The 18,034-nt window shown below is 60.5% G+C and carries 13 protein-coding genes; 8 read left to right on the top strand and 5 right to left on the bottom strand.

Annotation, left to right across the window (positions count from 1 at the left end):
• Positions 1-72 precede the first annotated feature (72 nt).
• Positions 73-1,236, top strand: coding sequence for an FAD-dependent oxidoreductase (locus RY113_RS12325; RefSeq protein ID WP_315914782.1), 1,164 nt, complete (start codon positions 73-75; stop codon positions 1,234-1,236).
• Positions 1,237-1,284: 48 nt separating this feature from the next.
• Here the strand turns inward: RY113_RS12325 and RY113_RS12320 are convergent, their stop codons facing one another.
• Positions 1,285-1,929, bottom strand: a complete 645-nt coding sequence (locus RY113_RS12320; RefSeq protein WP_315914781.1) for a LysE family translocator — start codon at positions 1,927-1,929, stop codon at positions 1,285-1,287.
• Positions 1,930-2,064: 135 nt separating this feature from the next.
• Here RY113_RS12320 and RY113_RS12315 point away from each other — a divergent pair, with 135 nt between their 5' ends.
• Both RY113_RS12315 and RY113_RS12310 read left to right on the top strand, forming a co-directional pair.
• Positions 2,065-3,288 (top strand): amidohydrolase family protein, encoded by a 1,224-nt coding sequence (locus RY113_RS12315; RefSeq protein WP_315914780.1) that lies wholly within the window; start codon positions 2,065-2,067, stop codon positions 3,286-3,288.
• A gap of 207 nt (positions 3,289-3,495) precedes the next feature.
• Positions 3,496-4,110, top strand: a complete 615-nt coding sequence (locus tag RY113_RS12310; protein WP_315914779.1) for a hypothetical protein — start codon at positions 3,496-3,498, stop codon at positions 4,108-4,110.
• A gap of 179 nt (positions 4,111-4,289) precedes the next feature.
• Here the strand turns inward: RY113_RS12310 and RY113_RS12305 are convergent, their stop codons facing one another.
• Together RY113_RS12305 and RY113_RS12300 are read right to left on the bottom strand one after the other, a co-directional pair.
• Complete coding sequence (locus RY113_RS12305) at positions 4,290-4,643, bottom strand: hypothetical protein (RefSeq protein ID WP_315914836.1); 354 nt, start codon at positions 4,641-4,643, stop codon at positions 4,290-4,292.
• Positions 4,644-4,960: 317 nt separating this feature from the next.
• Complete coding sequence (locus RY113_RS12300; RefSeq protein WP_315914778.1) at positions 4,961-10,354, bottom strand: endo-alpha-N-acetylgalactosaminidase family protein; 5,394 nt, start codon at positions 10,352-10,354, stop codon at positions 4,961-4,963.
• 383 nt (positions 10,355-10,737) lie between these two features.
• Here RY113_RS12300 and RY113_RS12295 point away from each other — a divergent pair, with 383 nt between their 5' ends.
• The 5 genes from RY113_RS12295 to RY113_RS12275 all read left to right on the top strand — a co-directional run bounded on the left by RY113_RS12295 (position 10,738) and on the right by RY113_RS12275 (position 15,530).
• Entirely contained in the window at positions 10,738-11,643 is a 906-nt protein-coding gene (locus tag RY113_RS12295) for an SIS domain-containing protein (protein WP_315914777.1), read from the top strand.
• A gap of 131 nt (positions 11,644-11,774) precedes the next feature.
• The gene (locus tag RY113_RS12290; protein WP_315914776.1) at positions 11,775-12,815 is read left to right on the top strand and encodes an ROK family protein; all 1,041 of its coding nucleotides are present in this window, start codon (positions 11,775-11,777) and stop codon (positions 12,813-12,815) included.
• Positions 12,812-13,834: a 1-phosphofructokinase family hexose kinase gene (locus tag RY113_RS12285; RefSeq protein WP_396334240.1), complete on the top strand. Its 1,023-nt coding sequence runs from the start codon at positions 12,812-12,814 to the stop codon at positions 13,832-13,834. Before RY113_RS12290 ends, RY113_RS12285 begins: the two co-directional genes overlap by 4 nt.
• Before the next feature lie 13 nt (positions 13,835-13,847).
• Positions 13,848-14,699 (top strand): class II fructose-bisphosphate aldolase, encoded by an 852-nt coding sequence (locus RY113_RS12280; protein ID WP_315914775.1) that lies wholly within the window; start codon positions 13,848-13,850, stop codon positions 14,697-14,699.
• Positions 14,700-14,732: 33 nt separating this feature from the next.
• Complete coding sequence (locus tag RY113_RS12275; RefSeq protein WP_315914774.1) at positions 14,733-15,530, top strand: DeoR/GlpR family DNA-binding transcription regulator; 798 nt, start codon at positions 14,733-14,735, stop codon at positions 15,528-15,530.
• Between the two features lie 8 nt (positions 15,531-15,538).
• Here the strand turns inward: RY113_RS12275 and RY113_RS12270 are convergent, their stop codons facing one another.
• Both RY113_RS12270 and RY113_RS12265 read right to left on the bottom strand, forming a co-directional pair.
• On the bottom strand, positions 15,539-16,240 hold the full coding sequence (locus tag RY113_RS12270) for a response regulator (RefSeq protein WP_110104457.1): 702 nt from the start codon (positions 16,238-16,240) through the stop codon (positions 15,539-15,541).
• Entirely contained in the window at positions 16,237-17,934 is a 1,698-nt protein-coding gene (locus tag RY113_RS12265) for a sensor histidine kinase (protein WP_315914773.1), read from the bottom strand. Before RY113_RS12265 ends, RY113_RS12270 begins: the two co-directional genes overlap by 4 nt.
• Positions 17,935-18,034: the final 100 nt, after the last annotated feature.

The following is an 18,034-nucleotide window of genomic DNA, read 5'->3' as shown; positions in this document are numbered from 1 at the left end:
TGGTGACACGCCCTGGTGAGATGGCGGGTGGGATGGTGGAATTTTCATGGCTGGATGTGCCAGCATGGCGCCATGGATGTTGACGCAATGAATGTTGATGCACTGGATGTTGATGTGGTGAATGCTAATGGGGTAAATAGTGACGTGGTGAAAGCTGACGTAGTGATCATTGGCGGCGGAATTGCCGGGTTGTCCCTAGCCTGGGCCCTGGCCCCTACACGAACAGTGGTGTTGGTGGAAGCGGAGCCGGCCTTGGCGTTCCACACCTCCGCCCGCTCGGCCCGGCAGATGCAGCCACATTATGGCCCGGCCGTCATTCAAGAGTTGACCCGGCGCAGCATCGCCATGGTGGAGGATATTTCAGCCACGCTGGCGGCGCCCATCCTGATACCTCGCCCGCTCATCACGCTGGGCAACCACGCTGAGGTAGCGGAGCTGTTGGCGGGCCAGCCCGGCCTGAAATTGTTGGGCCACACCCAGGCCATGGCGCTGAGCCCGGATCTGCGCCCCGATACATTTTTTGCAGCAGCCCTGGATGACTCCGCCAAGGAGGTGGATGTGCCGGCCCTGCTGGAGTACTACCGCCGGCAGGGTCTGGCGGCAGGTGCCACCGTGCTCTTGAGTGCCCCCGTGACCACGGTCCACCATGATGACACGGGGTTCACGCTGACAGCGGGGGAGCATGAAATCAAGGCCTCAGTTGTGGTCAATGCTGCGGGTGCCTGGGCGCAGGAGGTGGCCACGCTCTGTGGCGTGCCATCTCAGAGCCTGATCCCGTACCGGCGCAGCGTGGCCATAGTTTCCACGGCACGGCCTGTGAATCCGGCGGGGCCCATGGTGGAGCCCTTCGATGAAAGCTACTACTTCAGGCCCGACGGCGGGAACCTCCTGATCTCACCGTGTGAGTCAGTGCCTGCTCCGGCGGGTGACGCGCAGGTGGTGGATGCCGATATTAGGGCACTGATCGAGCGCATTGACGCCGTGACCACCCTGGGGATCACCGGCGTCGTCCGGGCGTGGACGGGGCTGCGTACGGAAGCCCCGGATGGCATTCCGGTGGTGGGCTTCGATGCGGCTGTGCCCAACTTCTTCTGGCTCGCCGGGCAGGGCGGGTATGGGATTCAAACCTCGGCCGCGCTGGCCACGCTCGCGGCCGCGATGATCACCGGGACACTGCCGGCGGCAGATCAGGAACTGGCTGGCGAACTGAGCCCGCAACGGGCCGGCGTGCTGTAGCTGGCAGATTTAACTGCCAGCCCTAACTGGCGGTCTTAACTGGCGGTCTTAACTGGCGGCGCCGGAAACCATGACGCCAACACCCAAGACGCCCAAAATGGCGCTGCTGATCCGCTCGATCATGGAATTGACCTTGGGCTTGCGCAACCACTTCATGGCCCGGTTCGCCACAAAAGCAATGACAGTCAAATAGAGGAAGCCGATCACGGCCAGGGTCAGGCCCAACACCATGGCCATGGCCAGTGTGTTCACGCCCTGGGGGATGAATTGGGGCACCACGGCTAGATAAAACAGGCCAACTTTGGGGTTCAGAAGAGTGGAGATCATGCCGGCACCAAACCCTGCACGCTTGCTGTAGACCAGCGGTTGCGCACCATCATGGGCTGCCGCCAGGCCTGCCTTGGCAGCCTTGCGCGCTTTCAGGAACGAGGAAACTCCCAAGTACAGCAGGTAGATGCCGCCAGCAATCTTAATCCACCGGAACACCTCCGCTGACTGTTCCAAAATGGCGGCCAGTCCAAAGCCCACCAGGGCCGCCCAGAGCAGCGCGCCCACGCCGGAGCCTGCTGCTGCTGCAATGCCTGCCCCCACCCGGTTCAGTGAAATACGCAGCACCATGAAGGTATCCGGTCCGGGAATGAGGGCGAGCATCAGGCACAGTCCGGCAAAGCCCAGGAGTGAAACAAAAGTCATAAGTTCAATTCTCGCCGGGGGCAAGCCGGTGCGGCAAATGCAGGTGGCCTGCTCGGCCATCTTGATGTCTGTTATTCCAGACGCGGCTCTGGGGCGTGGCGCCCGGGCCGCCCCATGGCGCCGTACGCTAAGAACATGAGCGAACTGATCTCCAATATTGGCGAACTAATGACCCAGGATGGCGAGCTGGGTACGCTGCACAACGGCGCCATTGTGCTTGAGGGGGAGCGCATCTCATGGATCGGTCCCAGCGAGCAGGCGCCCGCGGCGGATACCCATACGGATGCCCAGGGCCGGGCGGTGCTTCCCGGCTGGGTGGACTCGCACACGCATCTGATCTTCGCCGGAGACCGCACGGCCGAGTTTGAGGCGCGTATGGCCGGGGAGAAATACAGTGCCGGAGGCATTGCGGTGACCATGGAAGCCACCCGCAACGCAGGCGACTACGATCTCACCCGCATGGGCTTGGGCCGCGTTGGCGAGGCAGTCTCCCAGGGCACCACCTATCTGGAGACCAAGACAGGCTACGGTCTGGATGTGGATAACGAAGCCCGCTGCGCCCGGATCGCCTCCACCGTGGTGGACGAGGTCACGTACTTGGGTGCCCACCTGGTCCCGGCCGGCATGGACGCCGATGAGTACACCGCGCTAGTTTGCACGGACATGCTCGACGCCGTCCGCCCTTACGTCTCCTGGGCCGATGTGTTCTGTGAGCGCGGCGCCTTCACGGAAGAGCAGTCACGTGCCGTGCTCAACGCCTGCCGTGCCGCCGGCCTCGGGCTGCGCGTGCACGGCAATCAGCTGGGCCACGGAGCCGGGGTTGGGCTAGCCGTGGAGTTCAAGGCCGCAAGCGTGGACCACGTCAATTTTCTGACCGATTCCGATGTGGCCCTGCTTGCGCAGTCGTGGTCAGGCTGGCAGGCCGGTGCCAATGCGGGGCGCGGGGCGGGTGAGCGTGGCACGGTCGCCACCGTGCTGCCAGCCTGTGATCTTTCCACCCGGGCGCCGCTGGCACCCGCCCGCCAGCTGCTCGATGCCGGGGTGCCAGTGGCCATCGCTTCCAATGCCAACCCCGGTACCTCCTACACCTCCTCCCTGGCATTCTGCGTTGCAACGGCCGTGCTGCAGATGGGTCTGAGCGTACATGAGGCTGTGCGCGCTGCTACGTATGGGGGAGCACTGGCATTGGGTCGGGAAACCGGGCTTGACCAGGATGGGAAGCGGGCTGTTGGCACCCTTGCCGTGGGACACAGGGCTGATCTGCACATGCTCCGGGCGCCGTCCGCAACGCATCTTGCCTACCGCCCCGGCATGCCACTGACATCCGGTGTGTGGCGAGCCGGCGTGCGGGAAATCTAGGGTGCGGGAAGTATAAGGTGCGGGAAGCCTAATGGTAGGGGTGGATCTGGCCAGTTCTAGATACCCCGGCCAAGGTAGAGTGGCGAGCAAATGAAGAGCTCGAGAAGTCAATTGCGTGATCGTGGATTCCTGGGTATCGAAGATCTTGACGTATTCAGCCATCTGTCAACGGCGGACCTGGCTCAACTGCTGGACTCTGAGGATCCGTTGGAGCGATCCGCTGCCATTCGCCTGCTCGCACAAAAAGCACAACCGGATGCTTCGACGAACCGGCTCTTTGCGGATCGGCTCAAGCGCGAAACCAAGCTTTACACCAAGATTGAGCTCTGTGAAGCACTCCAAACTGGTGGTGAAGAAGCCGCTCAGATGCTGATTCCACTGCTAGGTACAATCGGCAGAAATCAACACAAGCAGCCATCCACTGATGCGTTCAGAAAATCTAGCTATCCGCTCCCAAGGGACATTGTGGCGCGAATTCTTGCTCGAATGGACCCCGCAATTTTGCCCACCATGACATCGGTCATTCAGAGCGGGACCCGGGCACAGGTAGTGGAGGTCATTGATGCTGTTGGCTTCATGTGCTTCTATTCCTCAGCGACCGAAGCTCATCGCTTGGTTGCGCTGCGAGCGCTGCTCAAAAGGCTCCAGGGCAGTCCGAATGATGAGCTAATGCAGTGGAAAATTGTGCGTGCACTGGAGAGTTTCAACCATCCCGACTCCTTATCGATCCTGCGCGGGATTATTGAGGACAGCGCGGTGCCTGCACTGCACCAGGAAGCGCAGCGCTCACTAGCGTTGGCCCTCAAACAACCCGCTATGTGAAAGCCGCAGATTTTTCCCCATTGATACACGGCAAGACTCGTTCGTGATGCCTGTTACCCGTTGCCCGCTTCCCGGCTGTGGTCGGAGCGGTAAGGCACGGCTGATCGGTGTCAATACCAGCCCGTTCAATACCAGCCTGTTCATTGCGGGGCTGGACGTGAGTACAGCGGGATCACCGATCATATCGAAGACTCATGCACCTGAACCTCATGGGTTTGCGGGGGCTCAAGCGATTGATTCTTTGTTTCTACCCGCCGGGTGTACCCCTCTGCGATCAGAACAGCCATGACCGAGAGCAGACCAACGGCGAGGAGAACAATCCCCAGCAACCCCACTTGAACGTTCTGGTTTGTATAGGTATTTGGTGTACTAGGGTCGCTGACCCACATGCTTATCTTCCCCATAGCCACCAGAACGATGCCGCAAATCGTTGCACCGAGGGATACTGTCCAGGCAGCAATTCTTGCCCACCGCTGGCGCCCCGTAATGTGTGTCATTGCAGAAGCATACTGCCCGAGCGGCAGAGCAACCAGAGGGAAGGAAATGGCTCATGCCCACACTGGCTCATGCCCACACTGGCTCATGCACACAGCGGGCACGCCTCAAGCATGGGCGTGCGAAAAGTGGCTCCTTCTACCGCATGGCCAAGATGTGTTGGGCTGCTTTTGTCCTTACCTGGTATGGCGGCATCTCACAGCACTTCTTGGAGGAGCGCAAAAGGAAGGGGTGCTGGCTTGAATTTCTTCAAGCCAGCACCCCTTCTTAGTCACTGCTTACTGCTTACTGCTTACTGCTTACTGCTCACTGCTCACTGCTTACTGCTTACTGCCGTGGTGACAGTGGCTAGAACCTAACCATGGCGCCGGCGGCGTCGGACCAACATGGTCCCCGCACCCCCAAATAGGGCAAGCAAGGCAATGCCGAGGATCGGCAGCACTCCGTTGGCGCCAGTGTGGGAGAGCTCATCCCCGCCGGCGGGAGCAGTGGTTGCTCCCGAACTTGCGCCCGGTGTGGTAGCGCCCGGTGTGGTTGCTCCCGGTGTGCTTGCGGCAGGTGTAGTTGCACCCGGGGTGGTAGCCCCCGGTGCACCCGGAGTTGTGGGTCCCGTGGTGGCCGGCGGAGTAGTGGCCGGCGAAGTGGTGGCCGGATCCGTCGGGTCCGTGGTGGCGGGGGGTTCAGTGGTGGGCGGGTCCGTCGGGTCCACTGCCTTGGCAGTGATCGCGAGGTTGACGGTTCCGCTTGCTTCCTTGCCGAACTTATCCGTACCAGTGGCAGTCAGCGTTGCTGTGCCAACAGGAGCGTCAGCCGGAATAACCAAGCTAAACGTAGCCACACCATCAGCGTTGACCACGGCCGTGAGGTCATCGCCGGCTGCCAAGGCAGCAACGGCACCGGTGGTCAGCTTCAAGGTGGCTGTGGAGCCAGCCTTCAAGTCGCCAACCGTAACCTTATGCGTGGAGCCCTGCGCAACGGCGTTGCCACCGTCAACAACGGGTACCAGCGTCAAGGCCGGGGCCTCATCGCCACAGCTGAACTTGGCATCCGCCCAGTCAGCCCACTCGTCGCCATTCGTGCCGCCCACATTGATCTTGGCAACGTTCAGGTCCACGTAGTTCTTACCCGTGACATCGGCAGTGATCTTAAGCGCCTCGTCATCAACTGTCAGCTGCGGGGACGTGGCAAGAGTTTCGCCATCGCCAACCACGGTGAACACCACGTTGCCGCGGTGTGCCTTGGGCAGCTTGGCATCATCGATGCCTACCATGGCGGTGAAACTGGTGCACTGTCCGCCCAAGTAGAAGCGAACACTGGAATCGGCGTGAACGCCCAGACCCTTCTTGTAGACGGTGGCATCGATCGTGATCGGAGCACCGTCGCCTTCGGCGTCCTCACCGTTGTTCAAGTCACGCTCAACAGGGCCCCATCCGTTGGTGGGCGTGCCCACAAACTCCAGGTCGCTTGCGAAGACGTCCTGGGTGGGAGCTGCCGGCGGAGTGCCAACAATGCTCACGGCGACGGAGCCGGTGGCTGCCTTGCCGTTGCTGTCGGTACCAGCCACGTTGATGCTTGACTCGCCCTCGGTTGCATCCGCGGCAACCTTGTAGCTGTAGGTTGCCATGCCTGCGGCGTTGGCGGTTGCCTTGCCCAGTTCGGCGGTTCCCAGCGAGAAGGTTGCCTCAGAGTTGGCCTTCAAGTCACCAACGGTGACGGTGTAGGTCTTGCCCTGCTCCAGCGGACCGGCCGGGTTGACCACGGGGGCCAGCTCGAGTGCGGGGGAGTCATCCGAGCAGCGGAACATGGCGTCGGCCCAGTCGGCCCAGTCATTGCCGTTGCTGCCGTTGGGGTCAACAACCAGCTCAATATATTTGGCGCCGTTGAGCTTGACGTCAATGTTCTTGGCAGGTGTTGCGCCTGTCATAATGCCGGAATTGTAAAGTTCCGTTCCATCGCCGAGCACCTTGAAGATGACCGAGCCCTTGGTGCCCTGGAAATCGTCAACGCCGATGAGGGCGGTGAAAGCGGAGCACTGTGCACCCACAAAGTACTTGATCTTGGAGGCTGCGTGAACGCCGAGGCCCTTGCTGTACGTTTTGCCGTCCAGCGTGATTGCCTTGCCATCCTTTTCTCCCTGCTCGCCGTTGCTCAGGTCCTTTTCTGCAGGACCCCAACCGTTATCAGGAGTACCAATCCACTGCATGTCTGAGGCATAGGTATCTGCGGTGGGCGGGTGGGGCATGGTGTAGGCGCCCAGTGTGGTTTCCGCCACGCGAGCCCCGATCGGAGCCACCGTGGTGGTGTAAGTGGACGTGGCCTTGATGTTGTAATTGCCATCTGCCGTGGCCGGAGCCACCACATTCCACTTGGTGACTAGTGATGCGCCCGGAGCCAAGGAGGTTGCTGTCGCGGGGGTTGTTGCGGTGGCAGTCCAGCCCTCCGGCAACTGCAGTGAAACCTTGGCGTTAGCGACGGCGGCGGGCTCATTGGAGACCAACGTGGTGGTGAACTCGTTATCAGTTCCCTGCTCAATGATGGGTCCGGTTTGTGCAAGGGACAGCTGCGCACAGGCCGGAGTTTTGCTGGACTCACCCAGGTCACGGATCAGAAGATTATCCAAAGAGAAATCCGCTGCCGTGGTTCCGCTGCGTAACAAGCCAACATAGCTATCCCCACAGGCCGAAGCAGTGAAGTTCTGCACCCAACGCTCAGTTGTTTGCATGAGCGGGACAGGAGTTGACACAGTCTGTACTGCCCCTGCTGCCCCGTCATAGCCGCCTACCCAGGTGTATTCGCCAGCCTTGGCAGACTGGTAATCGAAGGAAATCTCATAGTCGTGACCCTGCGTAAAGGCCATGGTGGCGGGGGTGGTGCGGTACACCAGGCCCCCATTTTCCTCGTGTGAGAGCAAACTGAACTGGCCATCAAGGACGTTGTCAATGGGCTTGTTGTTCCAGCCCTTTTGCGTGTAAGGCGCGTGGATTGGGGCCAGGTGGGTACGCGGATCGGTGATACCACCGGCGTTGCCCTTCACAAACGGGCCCCAGCCCTGGTCAACGTTTTCAAAGTCTTCAGCCAACACCACACCGGTCGGTGAACCGGAAACCACATCAGCGGCACTGACATGCTCGGTCTTGATGACCCGGAAATCATCAATCAAGACGGCGGTGCTGCCTGCCGGGGCGGAGAACTTCACGGTAGGTGCATCGCCGTTGTTCGCCACGTCAATCAGCACGCGGACGCGTTGAGTGTAGGTGCGGTTCTTCTGATCTGCTGCAACAGTGTTGAACAAGGCAGAGGAGTTTGTGGTGTTCTTCACCGCGGGCTTATTCGAAACCGTTGCCTCAAGCGTGGTTTCACGTTTGCCGCGCGGGAACTTCTCCTGGTTGTTCACGGTTGGGTCAATCTCAACCCAGGCACTGACAGAGTAGGTGCCCTTATTCAAGGGAGCCAGTTTTTGCGAGATGCTGGAGGCGGCAGCCCCGAACTTGACGCTGTTCAGGCCCTTGGCAGAGTTGTTCACGGTGACATCACCTGTTGGTGCCCAATTGGCCAGGGCGCCGGAGTTGAAACCCGGGTCCTTGATGCCGGTGCCAAAGCCCCAGGCGGCGTCAGCGTTCGCCGGAACTGTTGCCAGTGCCGAGGTCGGTGCCAGCACGTAGGCGGTATTGGCCTTCGGGGACAGGCTGATCTTGCCGCCTGTGACAGGAACGTCGCTGAGGAACTTACGGCCCTGATCGGTGAGCTCATAGAGCTTCAAGGTGCTCTGTGTGGCGAAGGCTGGGGTCAGAGTCCATGTCTGGGCGCCGCCATCACGGCTGTAGTTGTACAGCTTGGTCTGGTTGTTGGTGTCATTGACGGCCTCTTCACCGAACTGCACCAAATCGCTGGACCAGGGGAGCAAATAATTGTGCCCCTCCAGAACCTTGGCACCGTTCTGAGTGATGATGCGATTCTCCAGCGTGGTGCCCGTGACGCGCAGATTATTCTCGAGGGTGATGGCCTCGGGTGTCCACGTGGTGATTTCCTGCTGCTGGAGGAACTTGGCGGGGACGTTGTTGTCCCAGACGTTCTTGAGGAAATTGTTGTAGTTGTTCTGTCCCGTCCAGCCCTGCCACTCCACCAAGTGTGGTGTGCCTAGGCGCGGATCCGGGTTCCACGTATCGCGTTGGGTGTTCTGGGAGAAACGCAGAATTTCTGAGTTCCAACCCTTATTGGTGCTGCCACCGTAGTTTTCATCCACAGCCCAGTGTGACCAGGTGTTGTTGCGGACCAAGGAATCAGCCCACTCAGAAGAAACCGAGTACCCGGCATCGATGAGGTTGCGCTGGAGGCGCTCGCCCACCCATCCTGACTCGTAATACACATCAACATAGTTGGCCGTCAGATTGTCATTGACAGATTCGGCCATGCCATCCAGGCGGGATTTCTGATCTCCAGAAAGCACGTCGTGGCGTTGGTCAATGATGTAAGCCTGTTCCAGCCAGTTCCAGTTCTTCTGCGGCGGTTGCTTAATGAACTGCTCATTGAATGAATGGGCAGAAGGGTAGGCCTCGGTGTTGTTGATGTGCACAGTGAACGTGGCACCGAACTTCTTGGCCTGCTCCAGCATGGTGTTCATGTCGGCAAGCCCGCCAGCGCGGACGTTGAAGTTGCCGTCAAAGTCGGTGTTGGCGGAGTCGTGTCCCTCCGAGGTGAAGCCCTTCTCCAAGGAGTACTGGCCCAGTCCATCAGTGGCCAGAGCTACGTGCTTGACGTCATCGAGGGTGCGCAGGAACGGGTTGGTTGCCTGGCTGGCAAAGTTGAAGGGAATGCTCTGAACTACACGGTTCTTCACATCCTCCCAACCATAAGGTTTGATCTGAATATCACGCGAGGCAATGGCGCCATCTTGCCAATTGACTTGTCCATCGGCGTTGACGTCGCCGGTGATGATGACCTTGGCCATGGGTAGTGGCTCAGTTTCGGTGGAGTTCTTGGCACGGTACAGCCAGGCACCGGAGGAGAAGCCTACCAACTTGTTGGCGCCGTCGGCCTTGACTTGACGCCAGATCCTGCCCTTGTCGGCGCCAGCGAGCCCGTTATCCGGGGCCCCAAAGGCACCGTCATACATTGAGTTGGACTCAAAGCTGGCTGCCAAATCATTGGTGTTGGCGATAGCCACCATGGAGGTTTTAGCCTCAGCATCAACAGCAGTGTCAGCGGTCAGCGCGGTGATGTTGTCACCGCTCTTGGCTCGGTCAACGGAAACCACTGCGGTGGCAAGGCTCGCCCCGGCCTGAGCTGAGGACAGTGTGATGAGGTCCTGGTCCATGATCTGGAGGCGTTCGACCTTGGCGGTCCCGGTTTCAGTGATCTCGGTGATGTTGAATGTGAGCACATTCTTCTCAACAGCGAGTTTGGCTTTCATGCTCACGCCAGCCATACCGGGAACGGCAATGGCGTACTCGATCGACTTGCCATCGACATTGACCTTGGAAGTCACGGTGACGGCCTGATCCGCGCCGTTGATCTTCATCTTGGTGGCGACGGCGGTGGCGCCCGTCATGGTTTTTGTCCCCAGCGTGTATTTCAGCGCCTGCGGGAAGGCCGTAGAAACCTCGACGGACATGGTTCCTGAGGTAATCACCGCCGTTCCATCAGCCGCGAAGGCAGGTAGGGCGGCGGCGATAGGGACAATGGTGCCAGCCATGACGGCCCCGGCAATTCCCATCCCCAACCACTTTCGGTGGTGTCGGGTCAATGACATCAAGAACTCCTTGAACAGCTTTGTTGCAGGTGCAAGTGGCAATTTGCGCACTTGTTGGTGGTGACGCTGATGAGGGTGAGCTTAAGGATTGTGGCCCGCCTCACTCTGTTATCCATAACACTGTAGCAGTCCAGCGCTTGTGTGACGCCTCGTTTCGGCAACACTTTTTTGCTTGATGAGGGCGCTGCGCGCGCCCTGGCGAGGCCCTGGCCCTGAGCGACCCACGCCCTTCCTGCCAGGACTAACCGGCGTGATGGTTAGTGATTGAATCTGACGTTTTCAAGACGTAAGCAATCAAGTTGTGCTATTGTTGAGGCAGCAGAAGATACCCGAAGGTATTGAGAATTTGCCCTCGGGGCCCTATTTGAGGAGAAATAAGTAGCATGAGCGAGAACACCCAGCTTGGCCCCTTCATGGATGCCGAACTCACCAGCCAGCCCGAAGTGTGGGCCCAAGCAATTGCCCAGGCTAAGAGTGAGAACCTGCTACCGGCCGACGGCGCACGCGTTGCTGTCATTGGCTGCGGCACCTCTTGGTTCATGGCACAGAGCTACGCCACGGCACGTGAAGCCGCCGGCAAGGGTGTAACCGACGCCTTCGCCGCATCCGAAGCCTTCTTGGGTGCCGAGCGCGGCTATGACGCTGTCATCGCCATCACCCGCTCAGGGACCACCACCGAGGTGCTGGAAATCCTCACCGCGATCAAGGGCACCGTGCACACCGTTGCACTGGTGGGCGATATCAACTCACCGATCATGACCTTGGCTGACGCCGTGGTGGAGCTTCCCTACGCTGACGAGCAATCAGTGGTGCAGACCCGCTTCGCCACCACCGCGTTGAGCTACCTGTTGACAAGTGTTGGCATGGATCTGAGCGCCGCCGTTGAGGACGCCAAGATCACCGTCACCGCACCCGTTGAGCAGGAACTTATTGACGCTGAGCAGTTCACCTTCTTGGGAACCGGCTGGACCGTAGGCTTGGCCCACGAGGCTGGCCTGAAGATGCGCGAAGCCGTTCAGGGCTGGACCGAATCCTACCCGGCCAAGGAATACCGCCACGGCCCCATCTCCATCGCAGCCCCGAACCGTGTCACCTGGATGTTCGGCGACCAGCCCGAAGGCCTGGACCGCGACGTTGCCAAGACCGGTGCGCTGTACGTGAACACCACCACGCACCCGCTGGCCGAGCTGGCCCGCATTCACCGCGTCACCTTGGAACGTGCCCGCGCCCGCGGCATGAACCCTGACCTGCCGCGTAACCTCTCACGCTCGGTCATCCTGGACGACTAGTCACACCGGTGTCCGGCTAAAATGTTAGGCACCCCACTTCTTCCGAGGTGGGGTGCCTGCTGTTTGCCGCCACCCTTTGAGCCGCAACCTTCCCAAGTTTGCACGCACTGAACGCCGAAAGAGACTTATTCATGAACACCTTGATGAACCGCGCTGGAGAAACTGGTGCTGCTGATGACAGCGGTGTAGGCAACACCTCTCTTGTCCAGGATGCCGTCCTGGCTTTTGATATTGGTGGCACTGACATGAAGGCCGGGATTGTCCTGGGTGGACTAGGCGGTGAGGGTGGGCTATGCGGTGAGGTTGGGCTAGGCGGTGAGGTTGAGGTCCGTGACCTCCAACGCCACCCCACACCTCTTGACGGGGAGCGCTCGGGGGCCAGCGTTTGCGCCCGGATTGTTGAGCTCACGGGACAGTACCGTAGCGCCCATCCCGAGCTGAAAATCTCCGCCGTTGGCGTCACAGTGCCCGGCATTGTGGATGAAGAGAACGGTATTGGCGTGTTTTCAGCCAACTTGGGCTGGAAGAACTTCCCCTTCACAGCAACACTGACACAAGCCCTTGGCCTGCCTGTGGGATTCGGGCACGACGTCGGCATGGCTGGTGAAGCTGAATTCCGGCTAGGTGCCGCCGTGGGCAAGACGGATGTGCTGGTCATGGTCATTGGCACGGGAATTGCCGGGGCCGTGGTGTGTGATGGCAAACGTATTGCCGGTGGCGGCTACGCAGGTGAAATTGGCCACGCCATGGTGCCTTCTCCGGATGGCGGCATGGCCATCATGGAATCCCTGGGCTCGGCAGGGGCTGTTGCCCGCCGCTACACCGCTGCCACCGGCACACCTGTGGCAGGGGCCCGCGATGTTTTGGCGCTGGCCGCCGAAGGTGACCTTGCGGCCAAGACCGTCTGGGCTGATGCCATAGACGCCTTGGCTTTTAGTGTGGCTCAGTGCGTATCCATCCTAGGTACCGAAACAGTTGTTCTTGGTGGTGGCTTGTCCATGGCTGGCGCGGCACTCTTTGAACCGTTGGCGGCACGGGTTGATGAACTCCTGACGTTCCACCGCCGCCCCCACTATGTACACGCAGCCCTGGGCGAGAACGCCGGCCTCATAGGTTCGGCACTGAAGGCTCGCAGCCTTCACGCCGCCTCGGCCGAGGAAGGGACAGCATGAACAACCCTGGCGTGAACAACTCTGACGTAAACATCTCTGACGTGAACAACTCTGATTTGAACAACCTGGTCCTGACGCTCACCCCCAACCCGGCCGTTGATGTCACTTACACCGTTGACGGCGTGGAATTGGGTTCCTCCCACCGTGTCCCCACCCCGTTGTACAGGGCCGGCGGAAAAGGCTTAAACGTCTCACGGGTTGCCCACCAGCTGGGCTTTCCCACCCTGGCCATCGCCACGGTGGGCGGACTGTCGGGGGAGCGGTTCCGTGCGGACCTGGCATCCTCCGGCATACCGCACCACTTGGTACCCGTGGCTGCTGCCACCCGCAGCAGCATCGCCTTGGTGGATACCGCCGCGGATTATTGCACCAGTATTTTCAACGAGTCCGGCCCAGCACTCACCGCACAAGAGTGGCAGCGTCTGGCTGCGGCGGTGGTGGATGGCTTGGCTGGCAGCCAAGCATCCACCGGTGTCCGCAAGCCGGGCGTGCTGGTGGGCTCGGGTTCCCTCCCGGAAGCTGCGCCGGATGATTTCTATCCGGCACTGGTGGCTCTGGCTCACGCTGCCGGGGTTCCGGCTATCATTGACACCTCGGGTTCCGGCATTGTGGCTGCTGCCAAGGCCGGAGCCGATCTACTCAAGCCCAATAACCACGAGCTCATGGAAGCCGTCGCTGAAAAGGACCTGGTTAGTGCCGCCCGCAAACTCATGGACTTCGGTGCCAAACGGGTGCTCGTCAGTGTTGGCGAGGAAGGCATGCTGGCCTTCAGCGCCGAGAGCCCGGGTACTTTTTTGCAAGCGAAACTGCCAGCACCCCTGAGTGGGAACCCCACGGGGGCCGGAGACGCGGCGGTGAGTGCGGCCGCCGTCGCGCTTGCCCAGGGAGTCTTGGACCTGCGGGAGATCCTGCGCCGGGCCACCTCCTGGAGTGCCGCCGCCGTTCTAATGCCCGGTGCAGGGGAAATATCCCCACGGTACGCGGAGCTCGCCGATCAACTCATCATCACAGAACATTAAGGACCTTTTTAAGATGGCATTGACAAACACCCGCGAGATCATGGACCTGGCCGTCAAAACAGGGGTGGGACAGGGCGCGTTCAACGTGATCCACCTGGAGACCCTTGAAGGGCTGATTGCCGGAGCGGAGCGGGCCGGGCGCCCTCTGATCCTGCAGATCTCGGAGAACTGCGCCAAGTTCCACGGTGGGCTGGAACCCGTTGCGGCAGCCACCCTGGCAGCGGCCCGAAAGGCCAGCGTGCCGGTGTCCGTGCACCTGGACCACGCCGAGGATGAAACCCTGGCCTACCAGGCCGTGGACTTGGGATTCGGCTCCATCATGTATGACGGCGCACACTTTGTGTATGAGCAAAACGTTGAGGTTACGGCCCGTGTGGCCGCCTACGCCCATGAGCGCGGCGTATATGTTGAGGCTGAGCTGGGCAAGGTGGGCGGCAAGGACGGTGCGCATGCCCCCGGTGTGTTGACCGATCCTCTTGAAGCGGCAGCCTTTGTTGCTGCCACGGGCGTGGATGCGCTGGCCGTAGCGGTGGGTTCCTCACATGCCATGACCGAACGTTCCGCAGCCTTGAACCTCACCCGTATAGCGGAGCTGAAGGCCGCCTTGAGCGTGCCCCTCGTGTTGCACGGCTCATCGGGCGTCTCGGATGAGAACATAGTGGCAGCCATTGCGGCAGGCATGACTAAGATCAATGTCTCCACACACCTGAACGGGTTCTTCACCCGGGCGGTGCGAGAATATTTGCAGGACAACCCTGCCGTGGTGGATTCACGCAAGTATCTTGGCGCTGGCCGCGATGCTTTGATCCCGGAAGTTTCACGGCTATTGAGCATGTTTGCAGGAATTGCCGCAACGGAAAGCTAATTCTCAAGGCCTGTGGGCCGCCAAGGAGTGGACATGAACAGAACTGAACGGCTCACAGCCATTTTGGACATCTTGGCGGCCGACGGCCATGTAGAGGTCGATGAGATCGTGGGAAAGCTCGGGGTCTCCCCGGCCACGGCCCGCCGCGATCTGGACTCGTTGGCCAATGAGCGGCTGCTGACACGAACCCGTGGCGGTGCCACCAGTGGTTCTGTTTCCTATGACCTGCCGGGGCGCTACAACCGTGATGACCATGCGGAAGAAAAGCAGCTGATCGCGCACGCTGCCAGCGCGTTGATTCCCAAGGGCGCTGTTATTGGTTTGTGCGGCGGAACCACCAGCACAGCTCTGGCACAGGTGCTCTCCACCCGCGAGGACCTGATGGTGCATTCCAACAGGCCCACGCTGACGGTTGTCACCAATGCCATCAATATTGCGGCGCAGCTGGCCATCCGCCCCAATTTTAAGATCATGGTGACAGGTGGGATCGTCAACCCGCGCTCGTACGAGTTGGTGGGTCCCTACGCCGACAGTATTTTGCAGCGCGTGGCACTGGATTTTGCCTTCATTGGTGTCAACGGGATCGAGCCCGGTGCCGGTCCCACCACCAATGATGAGGGGGAGGCCTCGGTGAATTCCAGGATGGCTCGGCGCGCCTCGGAAGCCTACATTTTGGCGGATGCCTCAAAAATCGGCAAGCGCGGCTTCGCCACCATGGAAGAGCATGATTTCCGGAACCTGATCACTGATGCCCGCATCACCGATGAGCAGCTTGCAGCGTTCCGGGAAGCCGGTACCAACGTGATTGTGGCCCCGCCGCTTGAGCGTTGAGTAGTTGCTCAGCGGGGGAGTAGCCAGTGGTATTCCAGTTCCGGGCGGCCTGGGGAACCATGCCGGGGCGCTTTGCTGGCGGAACCAGTTTCCACCAAATGATCCATATACCGGCGCGCTGTCACTCGGGACATGGCTAGTTCGGCAGCGGCCTCTGTGGCCGATGCTGGATGCTGGTGGGAACGGAGCCAATCAGCTACTGCTCGAAGCGTCTCCGGAAGCATGCCCTTGGGCAACACCAATTTCCCTGTGGGCCGCAGCTGTGAAAGTGCCCGGTCAATGGCATCCTGGGAGGTTTGGGTCCTGTCCGCCAGAACAGAGTGGTAGCTGCGGTAATTCTCCAGCTTTTCCCGGAACGCAGCAAAAGTGAATGGCTTGATCAGATACGCCGTAATGCCCAGCGCAATGGCTGACCGCACCACCTGGACATCGCGCACCGCCGTGATGGCCACAACATCCGGGACCAGTCCCAGTCCGTGAATGCGCCGCAACAAATCCAGACCGTGCCCATCTGTGAGGTTCATGTCCAACAGAATCAGTTGCACGGCAGGGATGGCGGGATCATGCAAGGCCGCCAACGCGGCCTGCATGCCATGGGCTTGGGCCACCACCTCAAAACCGTCCAAGCGGCGCACATACTCTGCGTGCGCGGTCAACGCGATGGCGTCATCGTCCACCACAAGGACCCTGATGGGGGCAGGTACGCTCATGGTGTTCCGTTCATTGATGACGAATGGGCTTCAAGGGCGTCCACCGGAAAAACCGCGGTCATGAGGGCACCGCCGTCGTTCTCACCGGTGATGGTGCCGCCGAGAGCGGTGGTTGCGCGGCGAATCAGTGCCATGCCGTAGCCGCGACCGCCCGGGGAGACCGAGGATTTATCTGTGGTGCCTATTCTGCCAAGGATATCCAAATCGGTAGTGGGCAGGCCGGGACCGTTGTCGGCAACTGTAATGGTGAGCTCGCCGTCGGCCACCAGCAGATCCACCCACACTGTGGGACTGTCGCTACAACTAGCGGCGGCGTCCATGGCGTTGTCCACCAAGTTGCCCAGCAGCGTGACCAGTTCGCGCGGATCCAAGGTGTCCGGTGGCAGTATTCCGGCGGCGGTCAGCTCCAGGCTCACGCCGCGCTCAGCAGCCTGGGCGCGTTTGCCCAGCAGCAGCGCGGCCAGGAATGGCTCATCGAGTGCTTCGACAAACTTCCCGCCCAGGCGCACGGTGTCACGATGTTCAGCCGTGGCGAAGTCCAAGGCTTCACGGGGCCGCTCCAGTTCGATCAAGGAAATGATGGCGTGCAGCCGGTTTGCATGTTCGTGGGTTTGGGAACGCAGGGCCTCCACCAACGTCTGGGTACTGCTGAGGCTGCTCGCCAGGGCCGTCAATTCTGTGTGGTCACGCAAGGTTGTCACAGTCCCTGCTGGAGCGTTGTTCCCCGGGGCGAGCGCCGGACGCTGGCTCACCACCAAGAGCCGATCGCCGGCTAGATGAACCTCATCGGTGGCGGTACGGCCACTTTCCAACAGTTCCCGCAGTGAATCCGGCAGTCCCAAGGAATTCAAACTAGGCTGCGCTGCTGGCGTCTGCCCGGCAGTGGGAGCCGTGTGCCCTAGTGACTTGTGCCGTAGTGACGTGTGCTCTGATGACTTGTTCCCGAGCGCCGTGATCCCGAGCAGCAATGCCGCGTGGTCGTTGTAGAGCACTATGGTGCCGCGCGTATCCACCAGTACCAAGCCTTCACGCACTGAATGGAGCACGGATTCGTAGTACGTGAACAGCTGGCCCAGTTCTTCGGGGCCCCAACCCAGGGTGACGCGTTTGAGGTATCTGCCCAATGCCCAAGCTGCCAAGGAACCGGCCATCAACAGCGCTGCAGCCAGCCCCAGAACTGTGGGGAGCCTGCTGGCTACCAGCACTTGGACATTGTCCACGGTGGTTCCAGCTGCCACCATGGCAAGCACTGTCCCGTTAGTGTCCTTGACGGGAACAATCACGCGAACCGACGGCCCGAGAGTGCCCGCCGTAGTTTCAAAATAAGTGCTTCCGGCCTGTGCCTGGGCGATGGATCCCACATATTTCTTGCCAATCTCTGCAGGATCTGGGTGAGTCCACCGGATACCTGCGGGGTTCATCATGGTGACGAAATCTACGTGCGCATCAGCCATCACGGACTTTGCATACGGCTGCAGCGTGGCGCTCGGATTGGGTTGCTTAGCCGCAGCTATCACGGCGGGGGAATCGGCGATCGCGGTGGCCACGGCAAGCAGCCGCGCGCTGGTCTGCTCATAAGTGCGGGAGCCGGCGTCGTGCACCATCACCGTGGCCAGCCCGGCGGTCAAGAGCACCACAAAAATCAGGTTGGCAACGAACAACCTGCGGGCAATACTCCAGCCACGCCACACCATGAACAACCTTTCGTGCGACCAATATGAACACAACGGTGAGATAAGTCACGTTGCGGGGCAATCTTATGTGAGGCGGATGCCACGCCCTACCTACCAATGC

It is taken from the genome of Arthrobacter sp. lap29 (assembly GCF_032458965.1).
Taxonomy (GTDB): Bacteria; Actinomycetota; Actinomycetes; order Actinomycetales; family Micrococcaceae; genus Specibacter; species Specibacter psychrochitiniphilus.
Note: the sequence above shows the minus strand (reverse complement) of the source record. Positions and strands in the feature narration are given on the sequence as shown.